Origin of the sequence: Actinomadura sp. 6N118 (genome assembly GCF_044326415.1) — a bacterium.
Classification (GTDB): domain Bacteria; phylum Actinomycetota; class Actinomycetes; order Streptosporangiales; family Streptosporangiaceae; genus Spirillospora.
Window position 1 is genome coordinate 76,383 of sequence record NZ_JBIRAZ010000011.1, and the last position, 19,061, is coordinate 95,443.

The 19,061-nt window shown below is 64.6% G+C and carries 18 protein-coding genes and 2 pseudogenes; 12 read left to right on the forward strand and 8 right to left on the reverse strand.

Annotated elements, in window-relative coordinates:
* The first annotated feature begins 41 nt into the window (after positions 1-41).
* The 3 genes from ACH34W_RS27570 (at position 42) to ACH34W_RS27580 (ending at position 2,404) form a co-directional block, all read left to right on the forward strand.
* Complete coding sequence (locus ACH34W_RS27570) at positions 42-947, forward strand: carbonic anhydrase family protein (RefSeq protein WP_395963995.1); 906 nt, start codon at positions 42-44, stop codon at positions 945-947.
* Between the two features lie 223 nt (positions 948-1,170).
* The gene (locus ACH34W_RS27575) at positions 1,171-1,848 is read left to right on the forward strand and encodes a pentapeptide repeat-containing protein (protein WP_395963996.1); all 678 of its coding nucleotides are present in this window, start codon (positions 1,171-1,173) and stop codon (positions 1,846-1,848) included.
* Between the two features lie 169 nt (positions 1,849-2,017).
* Positions 2,018-2,404 carry a hypothetical protein gene (locus ACH34W_RS27580; RefSeq protein ID WP_395963997.1) on the forward strand — a complete coding sequence of 129 codons (387 nt, stop codon included), beginning with the start codon at positions 2,018-2,020 and terminating at the stop codon, positions 2,402-2,404.
* 214 nt (positions 2,405-2,618) lie between these two features.
* Here ACH34W_RS27580 and ACH34W_RS27585 read toward each other — a convergent pair whose 3' ends face one another.
* The gene (locus tag ACH34W_RS27585) at positions 2,619-3,278 is read right to left on the reverse strand and encodes an O-methyltransferase (protein WP_395963998.1); all 660 of its coding nucleotides are present in this window, start codon (positions 3,276-3,278) and stop codon (positions 2,619-2,621) included.
* 200 nt (positions 3,279-3,478) lie between these two features.
* Here ACH34W_RS27585 and ACH34W_RS27590 point away from each other — a divergent pair.
* Positions 3,479-4,733, forward strand: a pseudogene (locus tag ACH34W_RS27590) (IS256 family transposase).
* Between the two features lie 8 nt (positions 4,734-4,741).
* Here the strand turns inward: ACH34W_RS27590 and ACH34W_RS27595 are convergent.
* Positions 4,742-5,074, reverse strand: a complete 333-nt coding sequence (locus tag ACH34W_RS27595) for an antibiotic biosynthesis monooxygenase (RefSeq protein ID WP_395963999.1) — start codon at positions 5,072-5,074, stop codon at positions 4,742-4,744.
* A 340-nt stretch (positions 5,075-5,414) separates the two neighbouring features.
* On the opposite strand from ACH34W_RS27595, the gene ACH34W_RS27600 reads away from it, so the two are divergent.
* The 3 genes from ACH34W_RS27600 (at position 5,415) to ACH34W_RS27610 (ending at position 7,122) form a co-directional block, all read left to right on the forward strand.
* The gene (locus tag ACH34W_RS27600; protein WP_395964000.1) at positions 5,415-5,837 is read left to right on the forward strand and encodes a RidA family protein; all 423 of its coding nucleotides are present in this window, start codon (positions 5,415-5,417) and stop codon (positions 5,835-5,837) included.
* A gap of 227 nt (positions 5,838-6,064) precedes the next feature.
* Positions 6,065-6,301: a hypothetical protein gene (locus ACH34W_RS27605; RefSeq protein WP_395964001.1), complete on the forward strand. Its 237-nt coding sequence runs from the start codon at positions 6,065-6,067 to the stop codon at positions 6,299-6,301.
* Positions 6,302-6,321: 20 nt separating this feature from the next.
* Entirely contained in the window at positions 6,322-7,122 is an 801-nt protein-coding gene (locus tag ACH34W_RS27610; RefSeq protein ID WP_395964002.1) for a phosphotransferase, read from the forward strand.
* Positions 7,123-7,528: 406 nt separating this feature from the next.
* Here the strand turns inward: ACH34W_RS27610 and ACH34W_RS27615 are convergent, their stop codons facing one another.
* Positions 7,529-8,248: a DsbA family oxidoreductase gene (locus ACH34W_RS27615; RefSeq protein WP_395964003.1), complete on the reverse strand. Its 720-nt coding sequence runs from the start codon at positions 8,246-8,248 to the stop codon at positions 7,529-7,531.
* Between the two features lie 504 nt (positions 8,249-8,752).
* Complete coding sequence (locus tag ACH34W_RS27620; protein WP_395964004.1) at positions 8,753-9,295, reverse strand: GNAT family N-acetyltransferase; 543 nt, start codon at positions 9,293-9,295, stop codon at positions 8,753-8,755.
* Between the two features lie 254 nt (positions 9,296-9,549).
* Here ACH34W_RS27620 and ACH34W_RS27625 point away from each other — a divergent pair, with 254 nt between their 5' ends.
* The 3 genes and pseudogenes from ACH34W_RS27625 to ACH34W_RS27635 all read left to right on the forward strand — a co-directional run bounded on the left by ACH34W_RS27625 (position 9,550) and on the right by ACH34W_RS27635 (position 11,126).
* The gene (locus tag ACH34W_RS27625) at positions 9,550-9,900 is read left to right on the forward strand and encodes a DUF6879 family protein (RefSeq protein WP_395964005.1); all 351 of its coding nucleotides are present in this window, start codon (positions 9,550-9,552) and stop codon (positions 9,898-9,900) included.
* Positions 9,866-10,405 (forward strand): hypothetical protein, encoded by a 540-nt coding sequence (locus ACH34W_RS27630; protein ID WP_395964006.1) that lies wholly within the window; start codon positions 9,866-9,868, stop codon positions 10,403-10,405. The genes ACH34W_RS27625 and ACH34W_RS27630 overlap by 35 nt, the downstream gene beginning before the upstream one ends.
* Positions 10,402-11,126 (forward strand): annotated as a pseudogene (locus ACH34W_RS27635) (alpha/beta hydrolase family protein). The gene ACH34W_RS27630 and the pseudogene ACH34W_RS27635 overlap by 4 nt, the downstream one beginning before the upstream one ends.
* Positions 11,127-11,170: 44 nt before the next feature.
* Here the strand turns inward: ACH34W_RS27635 and ACH34W_RS27640 are convergent.
* The 3 genes from ACH34W_RS27640 to ACH34W_RS27650 form a co-directional block, all read right to left on the reverse strand.
* Positions 11,171-11,614: a hypothetical protein gene (locus ACH34W_RS27640; RefSeq protein ID WP_395964007.1), complete on the reverse strand. Its 444-nt coding sequence runs from the start codon at positions 11,612-11,614 to the stop codon at positions 11,171-11,173.
* Positions 11,615-11,828: 214 nt separating this feature from the next.
* The gene (locus ACH34W_RS27645; RefSeq protein ID WP_395964008.1) at positions 11,829-12,050 is read right to left on the reverse strand and encodes a DUF397 domain-containing protein; all 222 of its coding nucleotides are present in this window, start codon (positions 12,048-12,050) and stop codon (positions 11,829-11,831) included.
* A 13-nt stretch (positions 12,051-12,063) separates the two neighbouring features.
* Positions 12,064-12,918, reverse strand: a complete 855-nt coding sequence (locus tag ACH34W_RS27650) for a helix-turn-helix domain-containing protein (RefSeq protein ID WP_395964009.1) — start codon at positions 12,916-12,918, stop codon at positions 12,064-12,066.
* A 204-nt stretch (positions 12,919-13,122) separates the two neighbouring features.
* On the opposite strand from ACH34W_RS27650, the gene ACH34W_RS27655 reads away from it, so the two are divergent.
* Positions 13,123-13,923 (forward strand): ATP-binding protein, encoded by an 801-nt coding sequence (locus ACH34W_RS27655; protein ID WP_395964251.1) that lies wholly within the window; start codon positions 13,123-13,125, stop codon positions 13,921-13,923.
* 237 nt (positions 13,924-14,160) lie between these two features.
* Here ACH34W_RS27655 and aspS read toward each other — a convergent pair whose 3' ends face one another.
* Positions 14,161-15,468 (reverse strand): aspartate--tRNA(Asn) ligase, encoded by a 1,308-nt coding sequence (gene aspS / locus ACH34W_RS27660; RefSeq protein WP_395964010.1) that lies wholly within the window; start codon positions 15,466-15,468, stop codon positions 14,161-14,163.
* Between the two features lie 420 nt (positions 15,469-15,888).
* Between aspS and ACH34W_RS27665 the strand changes: the two genes are divergently transcribed.
* Positions 15,889-18,981, forward strand: a complete 3,093-nt coding sequence (locus ACH34W_RS27665) for a DUF3427 domain-containing protein (protein ID WP_395964011.1) — start codon at positions 15,889-15,891, stop codon at positions 18,979-18,981.
* Positions 18,982-19,061 lie beyond the last annotated feature (80 nt).

Consider the following 19,061-nt stretch of genomic DNA (forward strand, 5'->3'; position numbering starts at 1 on the left):
AGCGGGCTCTGTACCCCCCATTTCGGACAGGTGATCCCGGCATGAGTGACTTCAATCGGCGTGAGTTGCTGCTGAAGGGAATGGGAGTAGCAGCAGCGGCGGCCGCTACGTACGGGCTGCGTGAACCGGCGGGGACGCTGCTGCACGACAGCGCGCATGCGGCGACGACGCCGCCGCCGTGGAATCACGATCCCAGCGCATTGATCGGGCCATCGCGCTGGACCGGGATCGACCCTGGATTCAGTACATGCGGGACGGGCGTGCATCAATCGCCGGTCAACATCGAGACCGCGCAGGTCGGCGTTTTTCGCGGTCCTGCGCTGCAGCTCAAATACGACGCGTCCGAGCTGGCCATCGGGAACACCGGCCACGTGATCGAGGTGAAAGTCCCACCCGGCGCCGAGGACGTCATGCAGATCGGCGGGGACACCTACCGGCTGACCCAGTACCACTTTCACACCCCCTCAGAGCACACCATCAACGGGCGGCACGCGGACGTGGAGGGGCATTTCGTCCACACCAACGCGGCGGGTGAGACGGCCGTCGTCGGAGTGCGCTATCGCATCGGCCCCAGGCCGAACCGGCTACTGGAGACGATCCTCCGCATGGCCCCGGAGACTTCAGGCGCGGAGGGACGCCCCATCGGCGAAGCCAACCCGGCGGACCTGTTCAGAGGTCTGGACGGGACGCGCGCCAAGCGCGGGCAGGTTCAGGTCAACAGGTTCTACACCTACGACGGTTCCCTCACTACCCCCGGCTGCACCGAGAACGTCCATTGGTACATGACCTATGGCAGCGGGCACGTCTCTCGCGCAGCCGTGAAACATTTCCACGCCGTCGTCGCGAAGTTCGCCAACTACAGGGGCTACGCGAACGACAATCGCCCTGTGCAGCCGCTCAACGGACGCGTCGTCCAGCTCCGCGTCGGCCCGAAACGCCATAGCTGAGCGTTGGCCGGGCCCCAGCGCGCCGTGCGCAGCATGGGGAGTCGGCGGGCTCCCTTGGCTCGACATGTCCAGCGGGGAGCGAGGCGTAACCGTCCATGTAGAAGGAGGCTGCCTCGCTTTAGGTTCGGTTCTCCGCCCGCCCTGTTTCTGGGTCGACGCGAGGAGCGATCAGCTCGCGGCTATTTCCCGGTTGGCTAGTCTCCAGCCCAGTAGGGTCGGACGAATGCGTGCGCGTTCAACGACCATTCCGCCGGTCAGGATCCCCAAGGGGCCCAAGCTTCCCAAGACACTGACCTCGGCGACCGACGCCGACACCGAGCTGACGCACGACGGCAAGTACCTGTCGTTGGAGTACGGGCAGGTGGCGGTAACCGGCGACGAGGCTGAGGACGTCGAGTTTGAACGCTGCCTGTTCGACCAGACCCGCTTCTCCGGAGTGACCGCTCATCGAGCAGGCTTCGGTGACGTCGTCTTCCAGGGCTGTGACCTGGCGAACGCGCGCCTGTTCAATTCAAGGATCGTCAACGCGACCGTCACCAACTGCCGCATGACCGGCCTACACATGCCTGAGGGCGGCATGCGGGACGTGGTCTTCGATGGCTGCCGGATAGACCTGGCCAACTTCCGGTTCACCCACCTGAGGGATGTCGTCTTCCAGGACTGCAACCTGGCGGAGACCAACTTCCAACAGGCCGAGCTACACAACGTCCGGTTCGAGCGCTGCAAGCTCGTCGCCACGCAGTTCAGCAACGTCTCGATGAGCGGCGTACGATTCGCCGGCTGCGACCTGAACGGCGTGCAAGGCATCACCAGCTTCAGCGGCGCCATTGTGTCCAGCGCCGACGCCATGAGCCTGCTGGATGCTCTGGCATCGGCGCTGGGCATCACGATCGAGGACTAGAAAGCGCGCCCCTCACAGCCCCTCTTGAAGACGGATGCAGCGAACGGGAAATCCTGCACCGCATAGCGAACGACGCCGTGGGCACGTCCTCCGTGGAAGCAGTCCAGGGATCCTCCCGCCAGGCACCCTCGCGCCGCAGCGGCACGCCGCTACGCTCTTGGACGGGGAGATGGACGAATCAGAGGCGAACGACGACGTGACCAGGCGTAGAGCCTTCGATCCCGGAGGGGTTCCGGAGGCGTTTTGGCGTCGCCACGACGTTCAACAAGCCCTCGAACGCCGCGACATCGGGCTCGTAATCCGTCTATTCCTGAACGAATTCGACGACTGCACCCAAATCGACCTGGCATTGCTCACCAAGCACGATCGCTCCGACATCTCCAACTGGGTGAGCGGCGCCCGCCCAGGCCAAGTTTCAGACATCGAAGAACTCAGCCGCATTGCCGACGGCTTGCAGGTCCCCGACCAGGCCCGACTGCTGCTCGGCCTGATCCCCGCCGGCCCTGTGGACATCGACGTCGATCTCGCAGGCCCTTGGCCAGACCCAGCGGAATAAGACGACACCAACGCCGCCTCTACCGTCACGTCCAAACTGGTACACGGCGCCATCTCCGGCAGCCGTAACCAGCACGAGCGCGCCAAATGCCCGTCCGGCGCCCCAACTGGCCCATCAAGAGCAAGCCATACATGCCAGCCATGGCCTGATCGCCCTAGGAATCAAGGGACGCCTTAAACCCCCAATTAATAGTGCCCCGCCTGGCCGGTGGTCGTCAGCGCCTACGGGCGAGGGTCAGCCCGTCGCCGATCGGGAGGATCACCTGCTCGACCCGTTCATCCGAAGCGACGTGATCGTTGAACGCGCGGATCGTGCGCACCACGTCGTCCTGCCGGCCCGGGTCTGCGACCGCGCCCGACCACAAGGTGTTGTCGACCAGCAGGACCCCGCCGGGACGGATCCTCGGCACGAGTTCCTCCCAGTAGGCCACGTACGACTGCTTGTCGGCGTCGATGAACGCCAGATCGAACACCACGTCCGGCGAAAGCTCGCGCAACGTGTCCAGCGCCGGCGCCAACCGCAGCTCGATGCGGCCGCTCACTCCGGCCTTATCCCAGTAGCGCCGCGCGACCGACGTCCACTCCTCGCTGACGTCACAGCACAACAGCCGACCGTCCTTGCCGAGCCCGCGGGCGAGGCAGAGCGATGAGTACCCCGTGAAGGTCCCCACCTCCACGGCGCTCCGCGCGCCGATCACCTGTGGGAGCAGGGTCATGAACGTTCCTTGCTCCGGCGCGATCTGCATGGTCGCGGAGCCAGGGAACCGTTCGAGCGTCTCCGCCGCCAGTTCCTCCAACAGCGTGTCCGGGCCAGTGCTGTGTGCGATGACGTAGTCATGGAGTTCGGGGCTCAACTGTCCGCTGCTCAGTGCCATGCACCCAGCCTTCCCAAGATCGCCCCGAATGCCAAGGACCTGGCGTAGCGCATCAAGCTCCCGGAGCGACACAGCAAGGAGCAATGCTCAAGACCTGTGGATCGGCCTTGGGTTGGACGCGAAGGGCGTACCTTCCCGAGTGATCGACCTTTGGTCATCGAGTAGGCCGACGTTGCACCGTCGGTTGGGAAGGCACGCCCATGCTCAGCGTAGTTAACAACGACGGCTCCACGCCGGACGGCTCCTTGATCGACGAAATCGTGCGGGAGGGTGCGATGCGGATGCTGGCCGCGGCTCTGGAGGCCGAGGTCGACACCTACATAGCCGAGCTCGCCAGCGAGAGGGACAAGCGGGGGCGCCGGCTGGTGGTCCGCAACGGGCACCACCAGCCGCGGAAGGTCACCACCGCCGCGGGGACGGTCGAGGTGACCGCGCCGCGGGTCAACGACCGCCGGGTCGATGCGGCCACTGGCGAGCGCAAGCGGTTCTCTTCGGCGATCCTGCCGCCTTGGGCCCGTAAGTCACCGAAGATCAGCGAGGTGCTGCCGCTGCTCTACCTGCACGGACTGTCGTCCGGGGACTTCGTGCCCGCGCTGGAGCAGTTTCTCGGCTCTTCGGCCGGACTCTCCCCGGCCACCGTCACGAGGCTGACCACGCAATGGCAGGCCGACCACAAAGCCTTCGGCGAGCGCGACCTGTCGAGCACCGACTACGTCTACGTCTGGGCCGACGGCATCCACCTCAAGATCCGCCTCGCCGAGGCGAAGTCCTGCGTGTTGGTCGTGATGGGCGTGCGCGCGGACGGCACCAAGGAACTCGTCGCCATGGCCGACGGCTACCGTGAGTCCACCGAATCGTGGGCCGACCTGCTGCGCGACTGCGCCCGCCGGGGCATGCGCGGCCCTGAGCTGGCCGTCGGCGACGGCGCCCTGGGGTTTTTGGAACGCGCTCGCGGAGGTCTTCCCCGGAACCCGCCCTCAGCGGTGCTGGGTGCACAAGACCGCGAACGTACTGGACAGCATGCCCAAGTCCGCGCAGCCCGGGGCGAAGAAGGCCCTGCAGGATATCTACAACGCCGAGGACCGCGACCACGCCGCAAAGGCGATCACGGTGTTCGCCATGACCTACGGCGCGAAGTTCCCCAAGGCGGTCAAGAAGATCACCGACGACGAGGACGAGCTGCTGGCGTTCTACGACTATCCCGCCGAGCACTGGATTCACCTGCGCACGACCAATCCGATCGAGTCGACCTTCGCGACCGTGCGGCTCCGGACCAAGGTCACTAAGGGTGCGGGCAGTGCAGCTGCCGCCCTCGCGATGGTCTTCAAACTCGTCGAGTCCGCCTAGGACCACTGGCGAGCGGTCAACGCACCCCATCTCGTCGCCCTCGTCAGGGCCGGCGCCCGCTTCGAACGCGGCCAACTCGTCGAGCGCCCCGAGCGCAGCGCAGCGTGAGCCACCGGTCAGGCAGGCCGAGTGCTGTCCGGGGTCAACAGCGTCTCGTAGTGGGCGGCCCGCTGGTCGAACCGGGCCAGGACGGCCCTTGCTTCGGCCGGCACGTGAGCTACTTCGTAGTCCGGGCCGGCGAGTTCCCGGATGGGATCGATCGAGTCGAACAGCATGACCGTGGAGAACTCGACCTCGCCGTCGGCGAGGGGGCGGCGAAGCAGGTAGGCACCGTGGTACCCGTCAAGCCTGAGGTCAGCGATGGCCGGCAAGACCCGCGTGCTGACGATCGACTGGTATGTGTCGGCGTTCTCGGGCGTCGTCCAGCCCCGCCATATACGGACGATCATCCGTGCACTCTACTGGTCCTGGTCAGGCAGCGGGAGGTCACCGCTGCACGGGCCACGACATCTACATCATCCACAGGTATTGACAATTACTCCACAGCAAGTCGTCGGCTTGATTCCGACATCCCTTGGTGAAGCAGAACCCTGAAGCTCGGTGAGATCGGCTGCGCTGGAGCCCTCCTCATGTCCACACCACGCCGGAGCGGATCGGCGCACCAGCAGCCCCGCCACAACACTGGCTGCCCCGTAGACGAGCACGCAGATGCGCTGGCGTCTGAGTTGACGCTGTGGCCATGGGAATGAAAGGAGCAAGTTGCAGTCGGCCTTGACCCGAGGGAGTCACATGGCAGACGGATTCAACCCTTCAGATGTCTGGGCACCGAACGGGAGAGCGTTCTCGCAGGGTGTCATCCAGGGCACCGGAGAGGTTGTCCACATCACCGGACAGGTCGCCTGGGACAAGCACGGCGAGGTGGTCGGCGCGGGTGATATCGAGGCGCAGATGGAAAAGAGCATCGACAACGTTCGCCTGATCCTCGCCGCCGTAGGCGGTCGGCTGGACGACATTGTCTCGATGACGATCTACTTCTTGCACCGCGAGGATCTGCCCACGATCCAGCGGGTTCGATCCCGGCATTTCTCACCCGATTCCGCCCCGGCCAGCGTGTTGATCCAGGTGCCCGGGCTGGTCCTGCCGGAGTTCCTGGTGGAGGTCGTACCGATCGCCGTGGTACCACCGGAGCGGTTCGTCCGCCCGGTCTCGTAGGGCTGCGACCGGAAGAGATCCTGGGCTGGGAATGGTCAGGCGTAGGCGTATCGTCGGGACGTTTATTGGTAAGCGGGCTTGAGAGCCTTGAGGCGCACCCAGCCTTTGCCGTCTCGCGTCTCAGCAGACTGCACCATCACACATTAGAGTTCGGGGCTCAGCCGTCCGCTGCTCGGTGCCATGCACCCAGCCTTCCCAAGATCGCCCAAAGCCAAGAACCCAGCTCCGTGGACAAGATCTGGCACCGCCCGGTGATGCGAACACGCATGTTCGCGAACGTCTGCGACAAGGTCACCGGCCGGTACATGCCCCAACTCCCGATCATGGACACCGACATCCAGAGCGGAATGGCCACCGAACGCGGCCTCATGGCGATGCTCAACACCGGTTACCGGGTGGACCTGGAATGGTGGACGGACGCCCGCTCCTGCTGCCCGGAGAACTGCGGCACCATCGGCGACTAGCACCTTCCAAAGGAAGATCCATGCGCATCGACTGGACCGAACTGCCCGCAGAAATCCGGGTCGCCATCGAGGATCACACAGGCACGATCACCGATGTCCGCCCGGCTTCCGAGGGCAATCACGCGAACATCGCCTCCACCGTGAGCGGGCCTCACGGAAGTGTGTTCGTCAAGGCCGCCCGCAAGGTCGCCACCGACCAGAACGGCCCGGAAGTCCGGTCGCTGCGCTGGGAGAGCGCAATCAACCCCCACGTCAGCGAGTTCACCCCCCAGCTTGTCGGGACGGCCGAAGCCGGGGGGTGGCTTGCTCTCATCTTCGAGCAGGTCGACGGCCGCCACGCTGATTTCTCCCCGGAGTCTCCCGACCTGGCGGTGCTGACCGAAGTCGTGAACGCGCTCCAACGCACACCCGCCCCCGATGCCCTGAAGAAGTACGTCGAACGGCGCTGGGAGTCTGTGGTCCAGGACGTCTCACCCATCGCCGGAGACTGCCTGATTCACGCCGACCTCAACCCGGCGAACTTCCTCATCACCCCCGGCCGCGTCTACCTGGTGGACTGGGCGTTCGTAGCGCGCGGCACCGCCTGGGTCGAGCCCGCCCTGCTAATGCCCTGGCTGCTGCGGGCCGGGCACGAGCCCGCCGAGGCCGAGAAGTGGCTACTGCGCTTCGCGTCATGGGCCGACGCCGAACCCGACCACCTCGACCTGTTCGCCGGAGCCTTCGCTGCCAAATGGAAGATCAACCTGAAGACCAGCTCAGAGCCCTGGGCCGTGCAGCATGCTCGGGCAGCACAGACCTGGGCCGACTACCGATTGGGATGAACCCGTGGCGGCTTGGACCCAGGTCCGCCCCACCGTCGACGCGCCATCACCATCCGGGAATCCCGTCGCCCTCGACGTCGAGATCGCACCCCTAATCCAACAACTCTGGAGACTCGGCTACCAGACGCGGGCGAGTTGCCAAGACATGGAAGAAGCGATCCGCACTGGCGGCTTTGTCTGCCTGAGCCCCGCGACCGCGAGTGGCAGGCGGGACTGGCCCCTCGGACGAGCAGCGTCCAGCCGACACCAAATCGTCAACTGCCTGCGAGCCCCTGGCGCTTCGGTTCCCTTCCGGCCACCGGCAGGTTGCGACATTGTCAACGCTCCAGCACAGGTCGGCCGGGAGCCGCACCGCCGACTCGCAGCGGCAGACTCAGCGGTGCTCGTGAACGCGGTTCTCCGAGGGTTAGCAGCCCTCCGGGCCGCACGCTTCCGCGCCCTCTGTGCCCTCGACGGTGATCAGGGAACGGCGGGGGCGGTCCGACCAGGCTTGGTCGAGCGCCTGAGAGAAGACCTCGGTCGGCTGGGCGCCGGAGATCCCGTACTTACGGTCGAGCACGAAGAACGGCACGCCGCGCGCCCCAAGCTGGGCCGCCTCCCGTTCGTCGGCCCGCACCTCGGCGGCGTAAGCGGTCGGGTCGTCGAGCACCTTGCGGACCTCCGCCGGCTCGAGCCCGACCTCCGTAGCGGCCTCCACGACGAACTCGCGGTCGGCGAAGACCGACCGTTCCTCGGCGAAGTTAGCCTTGTAGAGCCGATTGAACAGCTCGCGCTGCTTGCCCTGCTCCTTGGCGTAATGGGTGAGCCGGTGCAGGTCGAAGCTGTTGCCGCTGTCCCGGCCGCGGGTGCGGTAATCCAGGCCCAGCTCGCCGGCCATCGCCCCGATCCGGTCCTCGTTGGCCTCGATCTGCTCAACCGTCGTCCCGTACTTCTCGGCGACGACCTCGACCACTGGCCGAGTAACGTCCTTGGGCGCCTCGGGGTTCAGCTCGAACGACCGGTAGACGACCTCAACCTCGTCGCGGTTCGGGAACGCCTCCAGCGCCTGCTCCAGCCGCCCTTCACCCACGTAGCAGAAGGGGCAGTTGATGTCGGTCCATACCTCGACGGTCAGCTTGTCACTCATTCAAACACCCTTCAATTTTCAACCTTCCCCCGCCACAACATCCCAGACACCGGAACGATTCCGCCCCGGCGCGTCGCGTACAGACCTTGGCAATGCGAGGCCGCGGGGCGACGAGCGCGAGGGTTCCCTTGTCTATCTGGGGCGCGTCTGTATGCCGTGGTCAGCGCCGTGAGACCGGTGGAGTTCGGCCATGCGGCAGTGGGCGGTTTCGGTGGCGGCGAAGGCGCCGTGCTCGAAAGCCAGTTCCGACGTGGCCGCCTCGGCATGAGTACTTGACAGGGCTTCGAGGTCGGGCGTGAAGGTGTCTCCGACACCCATGAAGGCGCAATCTCATGAAAAGCTCCGACGCTGGCAGCGCCCTGATCGCCACGTTTCTGCATGGACCCAGGCTCGAACGACGACCCTGACTGCCCGGCCTTTTTAGAGGTCCTAACGCAATCAGCCGTTCCGGCCCCCGGTCGTCCATGTCGGCTCCGCGCGGCCCGCCTTTGACCGTCGGGCAACCTAGCCCTTCAAGTCGGGCTTCCAGTCCTGGACGAGGAGCCCGAGCAGCACCTCGTCCAGAAACTTGCCCATCACCCAGGCCGAGGAGCGCAACACGCCCTCGCGGACGAAGCCGTTACGCTCGGCGGAGCGCAGCATCGCGGCGTTGTCCGACAGCGTCTCGATCTGCAGCCGCTGCAGGCCACGCACGACAAAACCGTAATGGCACAGCACCGCGACCACGTCGGTGCCGTAACCCTTGCCGCGGGAGGACGGCAGCAGCCCCAGCCCGATGTGCGCGGACCGGTTGTGGTTATCGATGCCCCATAGCGTCGCAGTGCCGACCAGCGCGCCGCCGTCCAGCTCCACCACCGAGAACGGGACGTGCCCCTGCTCCTTGTCGTCCACCACGAACTGTGAGTCTTTCGAGCCGGGCATGATCGGCCGCCACGGCCGGTCGTTGGACCGCGAGTAGTTGACCACGTCGTCGTAGAGCTCGGCCTGCAGGATCGGAATGTCGTCCTCACGCCGGGCCCTGAGCCCGACCTTGCTGCCCGTTAGCATCCAGGCTTCCTATCCAACCGGGCTGACTGGCGGCAAACCAATAAGAACTCCCCATCTGCTGGCGACGCCTCCAACGTTCATTGCGTTAGGACCTCTTACTCCACCAACCGCGGCCGTTGGCTCGTCCAGGGCAAGCGTCGAGGCACCGAGGTCGCTGCACAGCTCCGTGATCTGGGTGACGACGAAACGTTCGTCGAGATCCCCGGGCCGCTGGTCGAGCTCTTCGTCCGCAAATACCTTGAGGAGAGGGATCGATGGAGCTGATCTCGGTTGAGAGGCGCAACGCGCTGCACACCCAGGCACGACGCTTCCTCAAGGTCGAACTGCGGGATCACTACGCCGTGGATGACAAGACGCTCACCGCTTGGCGTGCGGGCGGGTTCGAGGCGATCCGGGCATCCGCGGAGGCATACCGCGACAGGACACTGGCGCGAGGGCTGGAGGAGTACCGGCGCATCAAGGTCGTCTCCGAGCCATTCAGACGATCGCGTCCGGCTGGGACTTCTACTCCTTTCCCGGCCGAGCCCCGATGGACGTTCACTGGCCTGGACGTGCTGGAACGCACCACAAATGCCGTGGGACGGGACTTTCCTTTTCCTCGCTGAGCTGCACCGGGACGGCACCCTCGGCGAGCCGCGTCACATCGCCGGCGGGACCAATGAATCGATCTTCCAGCCCGATTGGAGCCCGGACGGAGTCTTGCATTTCATCTCCGACCGCAGCGGATGGTGGAACCTGCACCGCTGGACCGGCAACGCCGCCAGGCCAGTCCGTCCAGCAGAAGAAGAGCACGCCGTCGCCCAGTGGGAGTTCGGCTACAGCACTTACTCTCAACTCGCCACCGACACGATCACGCTTCTCGCCCAGAACGGCGGCCGGACTGTGGTGCGTCTCCTGCACCGAGGCGAGCTCCAGCCGCTGCCCGATCTCCCTTTCACGTCGATCAAGCCGTACCTCACCGGGCAAGACGGACAGCTAGCGATCATCGGCTCTAGCCCCGATACGCTTCCCGGCATCCAGCTGGTCAACCTGACGGATGGCTCTCACACCACGCTCGCCGCCGCCGGGCCAAAGCAGGAAGCGGCCACCCGCCGCAGCAGATCGCAGTGAGGGCACCGGACAAATCCCCGATCCACGCCCTTCTCCACATCCCGGCTGATGCCGAAGGCCGGCTGCCGGTCATCGTCAAGGCCCACCCCGGCCCGACCAGCCACTTCCCGTTCCGCCTCGACCTGCACACTCAGTTCTTCGTCAGCCGCGGATATGCGGTCGCCGAGGTCGACTACCGGGGCAGTATTGGCTACGGCCGCGCCTACCGTCAGGCCCTCCACGCCCGTTGGGGACACTCGACCCGAACGACTGCGCCGACCTCGCCCGCCACCTCATCGAAACCGGAATCGCGGACCCGTCCACGGTCGTGATCTGGGGGGCGAGCGCGGGAGGGTACACCGCCCTACGAGCCCTGCAACTGACCGACCTCTTCACCGCCGGCATCGCCCGCAGCCCCATCATCAATCCGAACACCTGGAAGGACGCCGCCCCCAAGTTCCAGGCCCACCACGCCGCCCTCCTGCCCGGGGACCAGCCTGGCCAGGTGAACCCGCAGCAAATCAACACACCGGTCCTGCTTCTCCACGGTGACGCCGACGTCATCACCCCGGCTGAGGAGACCATCCGCCTCGCTGCCGAGCTCAAAACCGTTCATCGCCTGGTCGTCTTCCCTGGTGAAGGCCACAACCTGAGCAAGAAGGACACGATCCTGCGGTCCCTCGGGGAAGAACTGGCATTCCTACAAGACCTCACCACCACCGGACACCCAGCAACGGGCTGAGATCCTGAAGCACAGCGGGCACTGTCGCTGCTGCTCGGCCGGGGTCACCATCGGTCCTCCTCATAGGGAGCGGCCTCAGGGATCCGATAGCCCAGCTCCGTGAGCCGGTTCAGATCCATCGGCTCCTGATCGTGCGCCCAATACCAGTTGAATGTGCAATGGCAATTCTGGCTTTGCCCTGTGACGTCCTTCTCGTAGTGGTAAGGGTCATCACACGTGAACGGCTCACCGGTATGGCATCGGAATTCCGGGCAGTCGATGACCACGACATCGTCGTTATGAGCGGCGGCCAGTAGATCCAGGTCAGGGCGCTCCAGAATGGTTCCGTCCGCGGCTACCTGGCCGCACTCCGACACGATGTTCCACACGAACCACAGCCACGCGGCGCGTTTGGCCTGCGTCATGGAGTCAGCGTCCACGACCACCGTGTACGGCTTTTCCCCATCGTACCGCTCAGAGCCGGATACATTGATTGTGAACGGTGTCATTGTCGTTCTTTCCTTTCGGGCTCCCTCCTGATCGCACCGTTCAACCGCCTGCGGTGGCATTGGATGCGAGCGCCCTCAGGGGTTTCCTCGCATTGGCTGCCCATGGCGCTGCTGGGTTAGCGTCGACCTTGGCCAACCTAAAGCGGCCCCGGGAGCTCCCACACAGCGAAGTCACCAGCATCTCTCCCGCGAGAGTCACCCCCGACCTGGGTTCCTAACCAGTTGCGTTGAAGTCGCTGGCCTTCGCTGCTGCGATGAATGCGGCCCATTCTGAGCTGTTGAAGGTGAGCACTGGACCGCTGGGGTCCTTCGAGTCTCGGACCAGGATGTTGGCCGCCCGAGCGTTGGCCACCTCAACGCAATCGCCGCTTCCGGCTTGACTGTGACTGGACTTGCGCCAGACGGCGAGCCGCTGGACTGCGGGGATCGGCTTCACGTGGGAACCTTCTCTACTTGAGCCGGTCAGCCATCTCTGCCAAGTACGCGATCGTCGCGTCCGGGCTGAGCGCGGATGCGCTCAGATGCTGGAATATCACGCTATAGCGCCTGATCTCCTCGCGCTCCTCCAGGTAGAGGCTGTTGTGCTGGGTCTCGGCGTACACCAGGCTCGGGTCGTCATCGGGAAAGTCGAGGATGACGAAGGAACCGGCCATGGCTGGATGCGGTCCGACCTCAAGCGGCAACACCTGGACCGTGACGTGCCCGCGCGGCCCTGTGTCGATCAGACGCCGTAGCTGTTCGCGCCGATCAGCCTGCGTGCCGAACGGCCGGAGGAGCACGGCCTCGTCGATGACTGCCCAGAAATGGGGAGGATCCTCATGTTCGAGAAGTTCCTGTCGCTCCATGCGTAGCTGGACCAGGCGCTCGATTTCCGCCGGGTCGCGAATGAGACCGCCCCGGTTGATGGCCGCCGCGTACGCGGGCGTTTGGAGCAGGCCGGGAATCGTCGTGAGCTGGAAGGTCTGGATCTTCTCCGCGCCGGCCTCGAACTCGACGAACGAGTCGTCGAGTACGTCCTTGTATGAACTCCACCAACCTCGCTGACGAGCTTGCCTGGTAAGAGTGAGCAGTGCCTCGTAGCGAGGGTCATCCTTTGCGACGCCGTAGAGGTCAAGAAGCAGACGAGTGTCGACGACCATCGGCTTGACCGCCTGAGCCTTCTCCAAGCGGGTGACCTTGCCAGGTGACCACTCGAGCTCCTTGGTCACCTCCTGGGCGGTCTTGCCGGCCATTTCGCGCAATTTCCGCAATTCGATGCCAAGCCGACGCCGACGGACCGTGGAACTGCGCCTCGGGTCGGCCACCTGTTCCTCCTCGCTGGTCTCGTACTTCGAGACGATCGTAGGGGAGATCAAAGAATCGGACATCCAAACACCAATTGGTCGAGTTTGAATTTCTGCATTGCGAATTCCAATCTAGCGCGCGACGATTGAGGCGGTCCTGAGGTCAACCTCCTCGTGGGTCGCGGTGATGCGACCCGACGATCCCCCCGCCGGAGGCGAGTCATGATGAGTGGCGATCCCACAGCTATCCCCAACGGAGGAGCCTGCGCGTGGCTGCTGCCCGCGGACGCCCGCTGCGCATCGCAGGCTCGCTCGGCGCTCCGTTCCGTGCTGGGCTTCCTTGGATTCACTCGCCCAGTGATCGACGACGGCGTACTGGCCGTCAGTGAACTGGCAACCAACGCCCATCAGCACGCGAGGGGTGACCTGGCCTCTGGTCCACACATCGCGCCCGAGCTGTGGCTATGGGCTCGAACGCATCCTCATCCATGCTTGGCTGTCACGGTCTTCGACGGTCGTCGCGGTTCGGCGCCAGAAGAAACGCAAGCTGATCTGTTGGACGAACGCGGCAAGGGCATCGCCCTCATGGCTGCAGTATCCGCCTCCTGGGGTAGTCACCCTTCGCGCTCACGCCTTGCCGGCTGGCCCGCGCGGGGGAAGGCGGTTTGGTTCACCCTGCCTATGCCTCACCCAATGCCGGGACCAGGCCAAGGCGCGAACCCCGCCTACATCGCCGAACAACTGCACTCCTTGCTCACCCACCGCGGTATCGACGGCGTCATTCGCAAGAGCGAGCGAGGTGTCTCTCTTGTCTCCGTGCCCTGCGGCCTCAACATCCGCGTCGAACCCCACGCGCTCGCACTGAACGACTTCGATGGCACGTCGATGCGGCGCCAACCGCTCGACCTTCACGACTTGGCGGAGTTCGTGGTCCAGCGAACGGAGGAGGCCTTCTCCAGAGAGCACGCCTATCTCCCGGGCACTCGCGAGCTGAAGCCGAACGGAAGCCGCCGATCAGTCGGCTGAGAACGCGGGAGTCCGGTCCGTAACCCCCGACTGCCGCCACAGGCCGTTCCGACCAGTACGGCACTACCGGCTGCCTGGCATGCGGAACACTCCAAACGAGCTTTGCCGGACGGTTGACCGCGTCGCGGACGTGCTCGCCCTCTACAGGACCAACCGCTGCGCAACCATCGATTCCGCGGAGACATGGGCTGGCGAGTGCCCGAAGCCGGTTGGCAGCGGAAACGCTCCGGATCTGGATCAGGGTTCGAGTCTGTTCGGGCCGCGGAAGAGGAAGGTCGCTTCGCGGATCGTGGACAGGCCGAGCATGACCATGATGAGGCGGGTGAGGCCGAGTCCGAGGCCGCCGTGGGGTGGGCATCCGTAGCGGAAGCAGTTGAGGTAGCCGGCGAGCGGTTCCAGGTCCATGCCCTTTTCGCGGGCCTGGGCTGTTAGTACGTCGTATCGGTGTTCGCGCTGAGCTCCGGTGGTGATTTCGATGCCGTTCCAGAGCAGGTCGAAGCTTTCGGTCACGGTCGGGTCGTCGGAAGGTCTCAGGTGGTAGAAGGGCCGGACTGAGGCGGGGAACCGCGTGACGAAGACGAACTCGTGCCCGGTCTCCTCGGCGATCAGGGCAGAGAGCGCGCGTTCTCCTTCGGGGTCGAGGTCCTCCTTGGTCCCGTCGGAGTCCCAGCCGGTCGCGCGGAGCTCGGCCAGGGCGTCAGCCATGGTGATGCGTGGGAAAGGCAGCCCGGGGACGGCCACTTCGGTGTCGAAGTGCTCGCTGATAGCGGCGCCGTGTGCCTCGGCTACGTCGGCCAGCACGCGGTGCAGCATCCGTTCCTCGAATGCCATGACGTCTTCAACCGAGTCGATCCAGGCCAGCTCGGCGTCGACGCCGGTGAACTCGGTGGCGTGTCGGCTGGTGAAGGAGGGTTCCGCACGGAAGACAGGGCCGATTTCGAAGACGCGGTCGATGCCGCCGGCGATGGCCATTTGCTTGTAGAACTGGGGTGACTGGGCCAGGTATGCGGTGCGGTCGAAGTATTCGACCTTGAAGACTTCTGCTCCTGACTCTGAGGCTGTGCCCATGAGCTTGGGTGTGTGCAGCTCGGTGAAGCCTTCTTTGGCGGCGACATCTCTCATGGCCTGTTCGACGGTGGTCTGCACGTCGAAGACCAGGTGTTGCGATGGTCTGCGCAGGTCCAGAAATCGCCAGTCCAGGCGTTGGTCGAGGTTGGTGTGTTCGTCGATCGGCAGCGGCGTCTCGGCCTGGGAGACGATCTCCACTCGTTCGGGAACGATTTCCAGGGAGCCGAGCTTGACCTGGGCGTTGTCGACCACCTTGCCGGTGACCTTGACGGCGGACTCAGCACTGACCCGTTCGAAGCTGTCCTCAACGACATCGCCTTCACCGCCGCGGCGGTGGGTGACCTGGACAGTGCCGGTGTGATCGCGGACCAGAACGAACTGGATGCGGCGCTGCAGCCTCAGAGTGTTGATCCACCCGTAAATGGTGACGGTCTCGTCGATGTGTCGGCGGAGGTCACGTACGAGGGTGCGCGTCATGACGGCAACTCCCTTGGTTGCGGGCGCGTTGTTCGCGCCGGGTGACAGAGCGGTAGACGGCCGCCTGTGGGGACACCTCAGGCTAGCCGAGCCATGGTGCCGGGTCGCATGGTTTTCCAGGCGCGGGCGTGTTCGCCGTCGTCACCGCAGAATGTGCAGGAGCGCTCTCTCGAAGAGAACCAGAACCGCGAGGCTCACAATTGACCCGCCCTGGCTGCTTCCACTCAACGCGCGCGGCGCAGTTCCTTGATCGCATCGTCAAAAGCGACTCTCGGGGAATGTGATCCCAATCTGACGGCCCGTTGCTACGCGGACGCAGGCGAGCACACGACCGCCGCTACGGTGGGAGCCTGTGGCGCCTTCACCCGCAACACGGCTCACCCCCCTGCGGTGTGGGTGGGTTGGTCATAGAGTGCCCGCATGGATGAGCTGGCTCCTGGGGTCTATGAGTCGCTGGTGACTGCTGCGCTTGAGGAGCGGTTGCGGAATATCGAGCCTGATCTCGTTCAGCGGGATGGGCTTGCGGCGGTAGATGCCGAGGAGATGCTCGTCCGGCATGCAGCGGCGCTTGTTAAGCGGGCCCTGAAGATTGCCGGCGGCGGCAAGGGTGGGCTGAAGGACCAGGTCAAGGTGGTCAATCAGATTGGGGAGGCCATCGCTGCTGTGGTCCCCGAGTCTGTCTTGGCTGAGGACTTGCTTACGGATGGCGTGCTGCTCGGGATTGCGGCAGGGCGGTCGCCTGATGGGGGTGTCACGTTTCCCGTGCGGCCTGACATCCCGTTGTCCTCGAGCGCGTTGCTGGTCAACGGGCGGGAGCAGCCGCAGATCGGCCGGGAGGTGGCCAAGGAACTGGCCACCGCGGATCGGGTCGACTTGCTGATTGCGTTTGTGAAGTGGCATGGGTTGCGGCTCATCGAGGATGAGTTGCAAGCCTTTGTTGAGCGTGGTGGGCGGCTTCGGGTGATCACCACTACCTATATGGGGGCGACCGAGGCTCGGGCTGTCGAACGGCTCGTGGAGCTCGGCGCGAAGGTGGCCATTTCATTTGATACGCGCCGAACGCGGTTGCATGCCAAGGCCTGGCTATTTCGACGAAAGTCGGGATTGGACACGGCGTACATCGGGTCATCCAATCTGTCACGAGCGGCGCTGCTGGATGGTGTCGAGTGGAACGTTCGGTTGGCTCAGGCAGAGCAAGGGCACCTGATCGACACGTTCGCGGCGACGTTTGAGGAGTACTGGAACGAGCCCTCGTTCGAGAAGTACGAGCCGGAACGGGATCGCGAGCGGCTGAACGCGGCGCTACGAGCGGAGAAGGGGTCTGCCGAGCTACCGCTGCAGATCGCCAACATCGATGTTCAGCCGTACCCGTACCAGCAGGAGATCCTGGAGGAGCTCGACGCCGTACGCGAAGTGCACGGGCACTATCGCAATCTTGTGGTCATGGCTACGGGCACGGGGAAGACGATCGTTGCCGCGCTCGACTATGAGCGACTGCGTCGGCTGGGCAAGGTCGACTCACTTCTATTTGTGGCGCACCGGAAGGAAATCCTTCAGCAGAGCCTGTCTACGTTCCGGACAGTGTTGAAGGACGGAGCCTTTGGCGAATTGCTCGTTGACGGCAACCGTCCGGGTGATTGGAAGCACGTCTTCGCCTCGATCCAGTCATTGCAGCGGTTGCCTGAGCTAGGCCCCGACTCGTTCAGCATGGTCATTGTGGACGAGTTCCACCACGCGGCTGCCGACAGCTATGGCGCGTTGCTCGATCGGGTCACACCGACGGTGCTACTTGGGTTGACCGCGACGCCTGAGCGGACCGACGGCGAGGACATCCTGCACTGGTTTGACGGGCGCAAGCCAGATGTCGAGCTGCGGTTGTGGGAAGCGCTCGAACGTGGGCTGCTGGTGCCGTTCCACTACTTTGGCATCCACGACGACACCGACCTGAGCCGGGTGAAGTGGCGGCGTGGGCGCGGCTACGACGTGGCAGAACTGACCGAGTTCTACACCAACGCGCGTACTCGCGTGGACATGATCGTACAGGCGCTGGTCGAGAAGCTTGGCAGCGTCACGGCGATGAAGGCCGTGGGCTTCTGCGTGAGCATTCAGCACGCGCAGTTCATGGCCGATCAGTTCGACTATCGCGGAATCCCTGCACGAGCTGTCACCTCGGCGATGTCCAGTGAGGAACGTGCTACAGCGTTGAGGGAGTTGCGCGAGGGGTCGGTCAAAGCGGTGTTCACCGTGGACTTGTTCAACGAGGGTGTGGACGTCCCCGACATCGACACGGTGCTCTTTCTACGGCCAACAGACAGCGCGACGGTCTTCCTTCAGCAGCTTGGGCGTGGACTGCGACTCACGCCGGACAAGCCAGTGCTCACCGTCCTGGACTTCGTTGGCCACCAGCACAAGGACTTCCGGTTTGACCGGCGGTTTACGGCGTTGACGGGTATCCCGCGCGGACGTCTTCCGCGTGAAGTCGAGGCTGGGTTCCCGACGCTGCCGGCCGGATGCGCGATTGACCTCGACCGTGAGGTCAGTCAGATCGTTCTGGCGAACATCAAGCATGCGCTTCAGTTCAGTGTGCGGGATGCGGCTGCTGAGCTGCGCGAGCTCGACGACCCGCCGCTCAGGGAGTTTCTCGCTGAGACGGGCCGAGAGTTGGAAGACCTCTACCGTGGCAGCCGGGGTGGATGGGCCCGATTGCGCCGCACCGCGGGTTATGACACTCGTACTGTCGTGGACGCGGAGGTTGATCTCGCGCTAGGCAAGACCATCGGGCGCATGCTGCATATGGACGATCCTGAGCGGCTGGAATTTCTGCGTGAGGCGCTTGCAGCTCCGCAGCCGCCTGCATCGGAGTCGCTCAGCCAACGGCAGCAGCGGCTGCTCGCCATGCTGCATGTGTCGCTGGATGGCAAGCGGCCGATCAGCGGGATGGCTGAAAATCTGCGGCGCCTCTGGGAGAACGAGGCACGTCGCGAGGAACTGGGTGCTGTCATCGATGTGCTCTGGGACGGCATCCATCGAGTGACGCCGGTGGTCGAGGAGATCGCTCACCTGCCGGTACGGCTGCATGCGCGCTACAGCCGGGATGAATTGCTGGCGGCGTTCGGCATGGACCGCCCTGGCTACTGGGTGTCCGGGGTCCGCTGGTTTGAGCAGGAACGCTCCGACGTCTTCATGGTCAACATCAACAAGAGCGAGAAAGACTTCTCTCCCACCACGATGTACGAGGATCGAGCGATCACCCCGACCCTGTTCCAGTGGGAGTCACAAAGCACCACGCCGGTGGCATCCGACACCGGACAGCGCTACATCCACCATGCCGAACGCGGTTCGACAGTTCATCTGTTCCTCCGAGAGACCCGAGTCGGCTCTCCTCCGTACCTCTACGCCGGGCCGATGACGTACGTGAGCCACGAGGGTGAGCGTCCCATGCGGATTTTGTGGGAGCTGACCCACCCACTGCCTGCCGATGTCTTCCACTACGCCAAGGTCAACACCGGCTGAGCACAACAGTCAACCCTGGGTCAGCACAACTCGATCGCCGGACGTTCCTGTATGGGACCATCCCTCCGCCTGCAACTCCC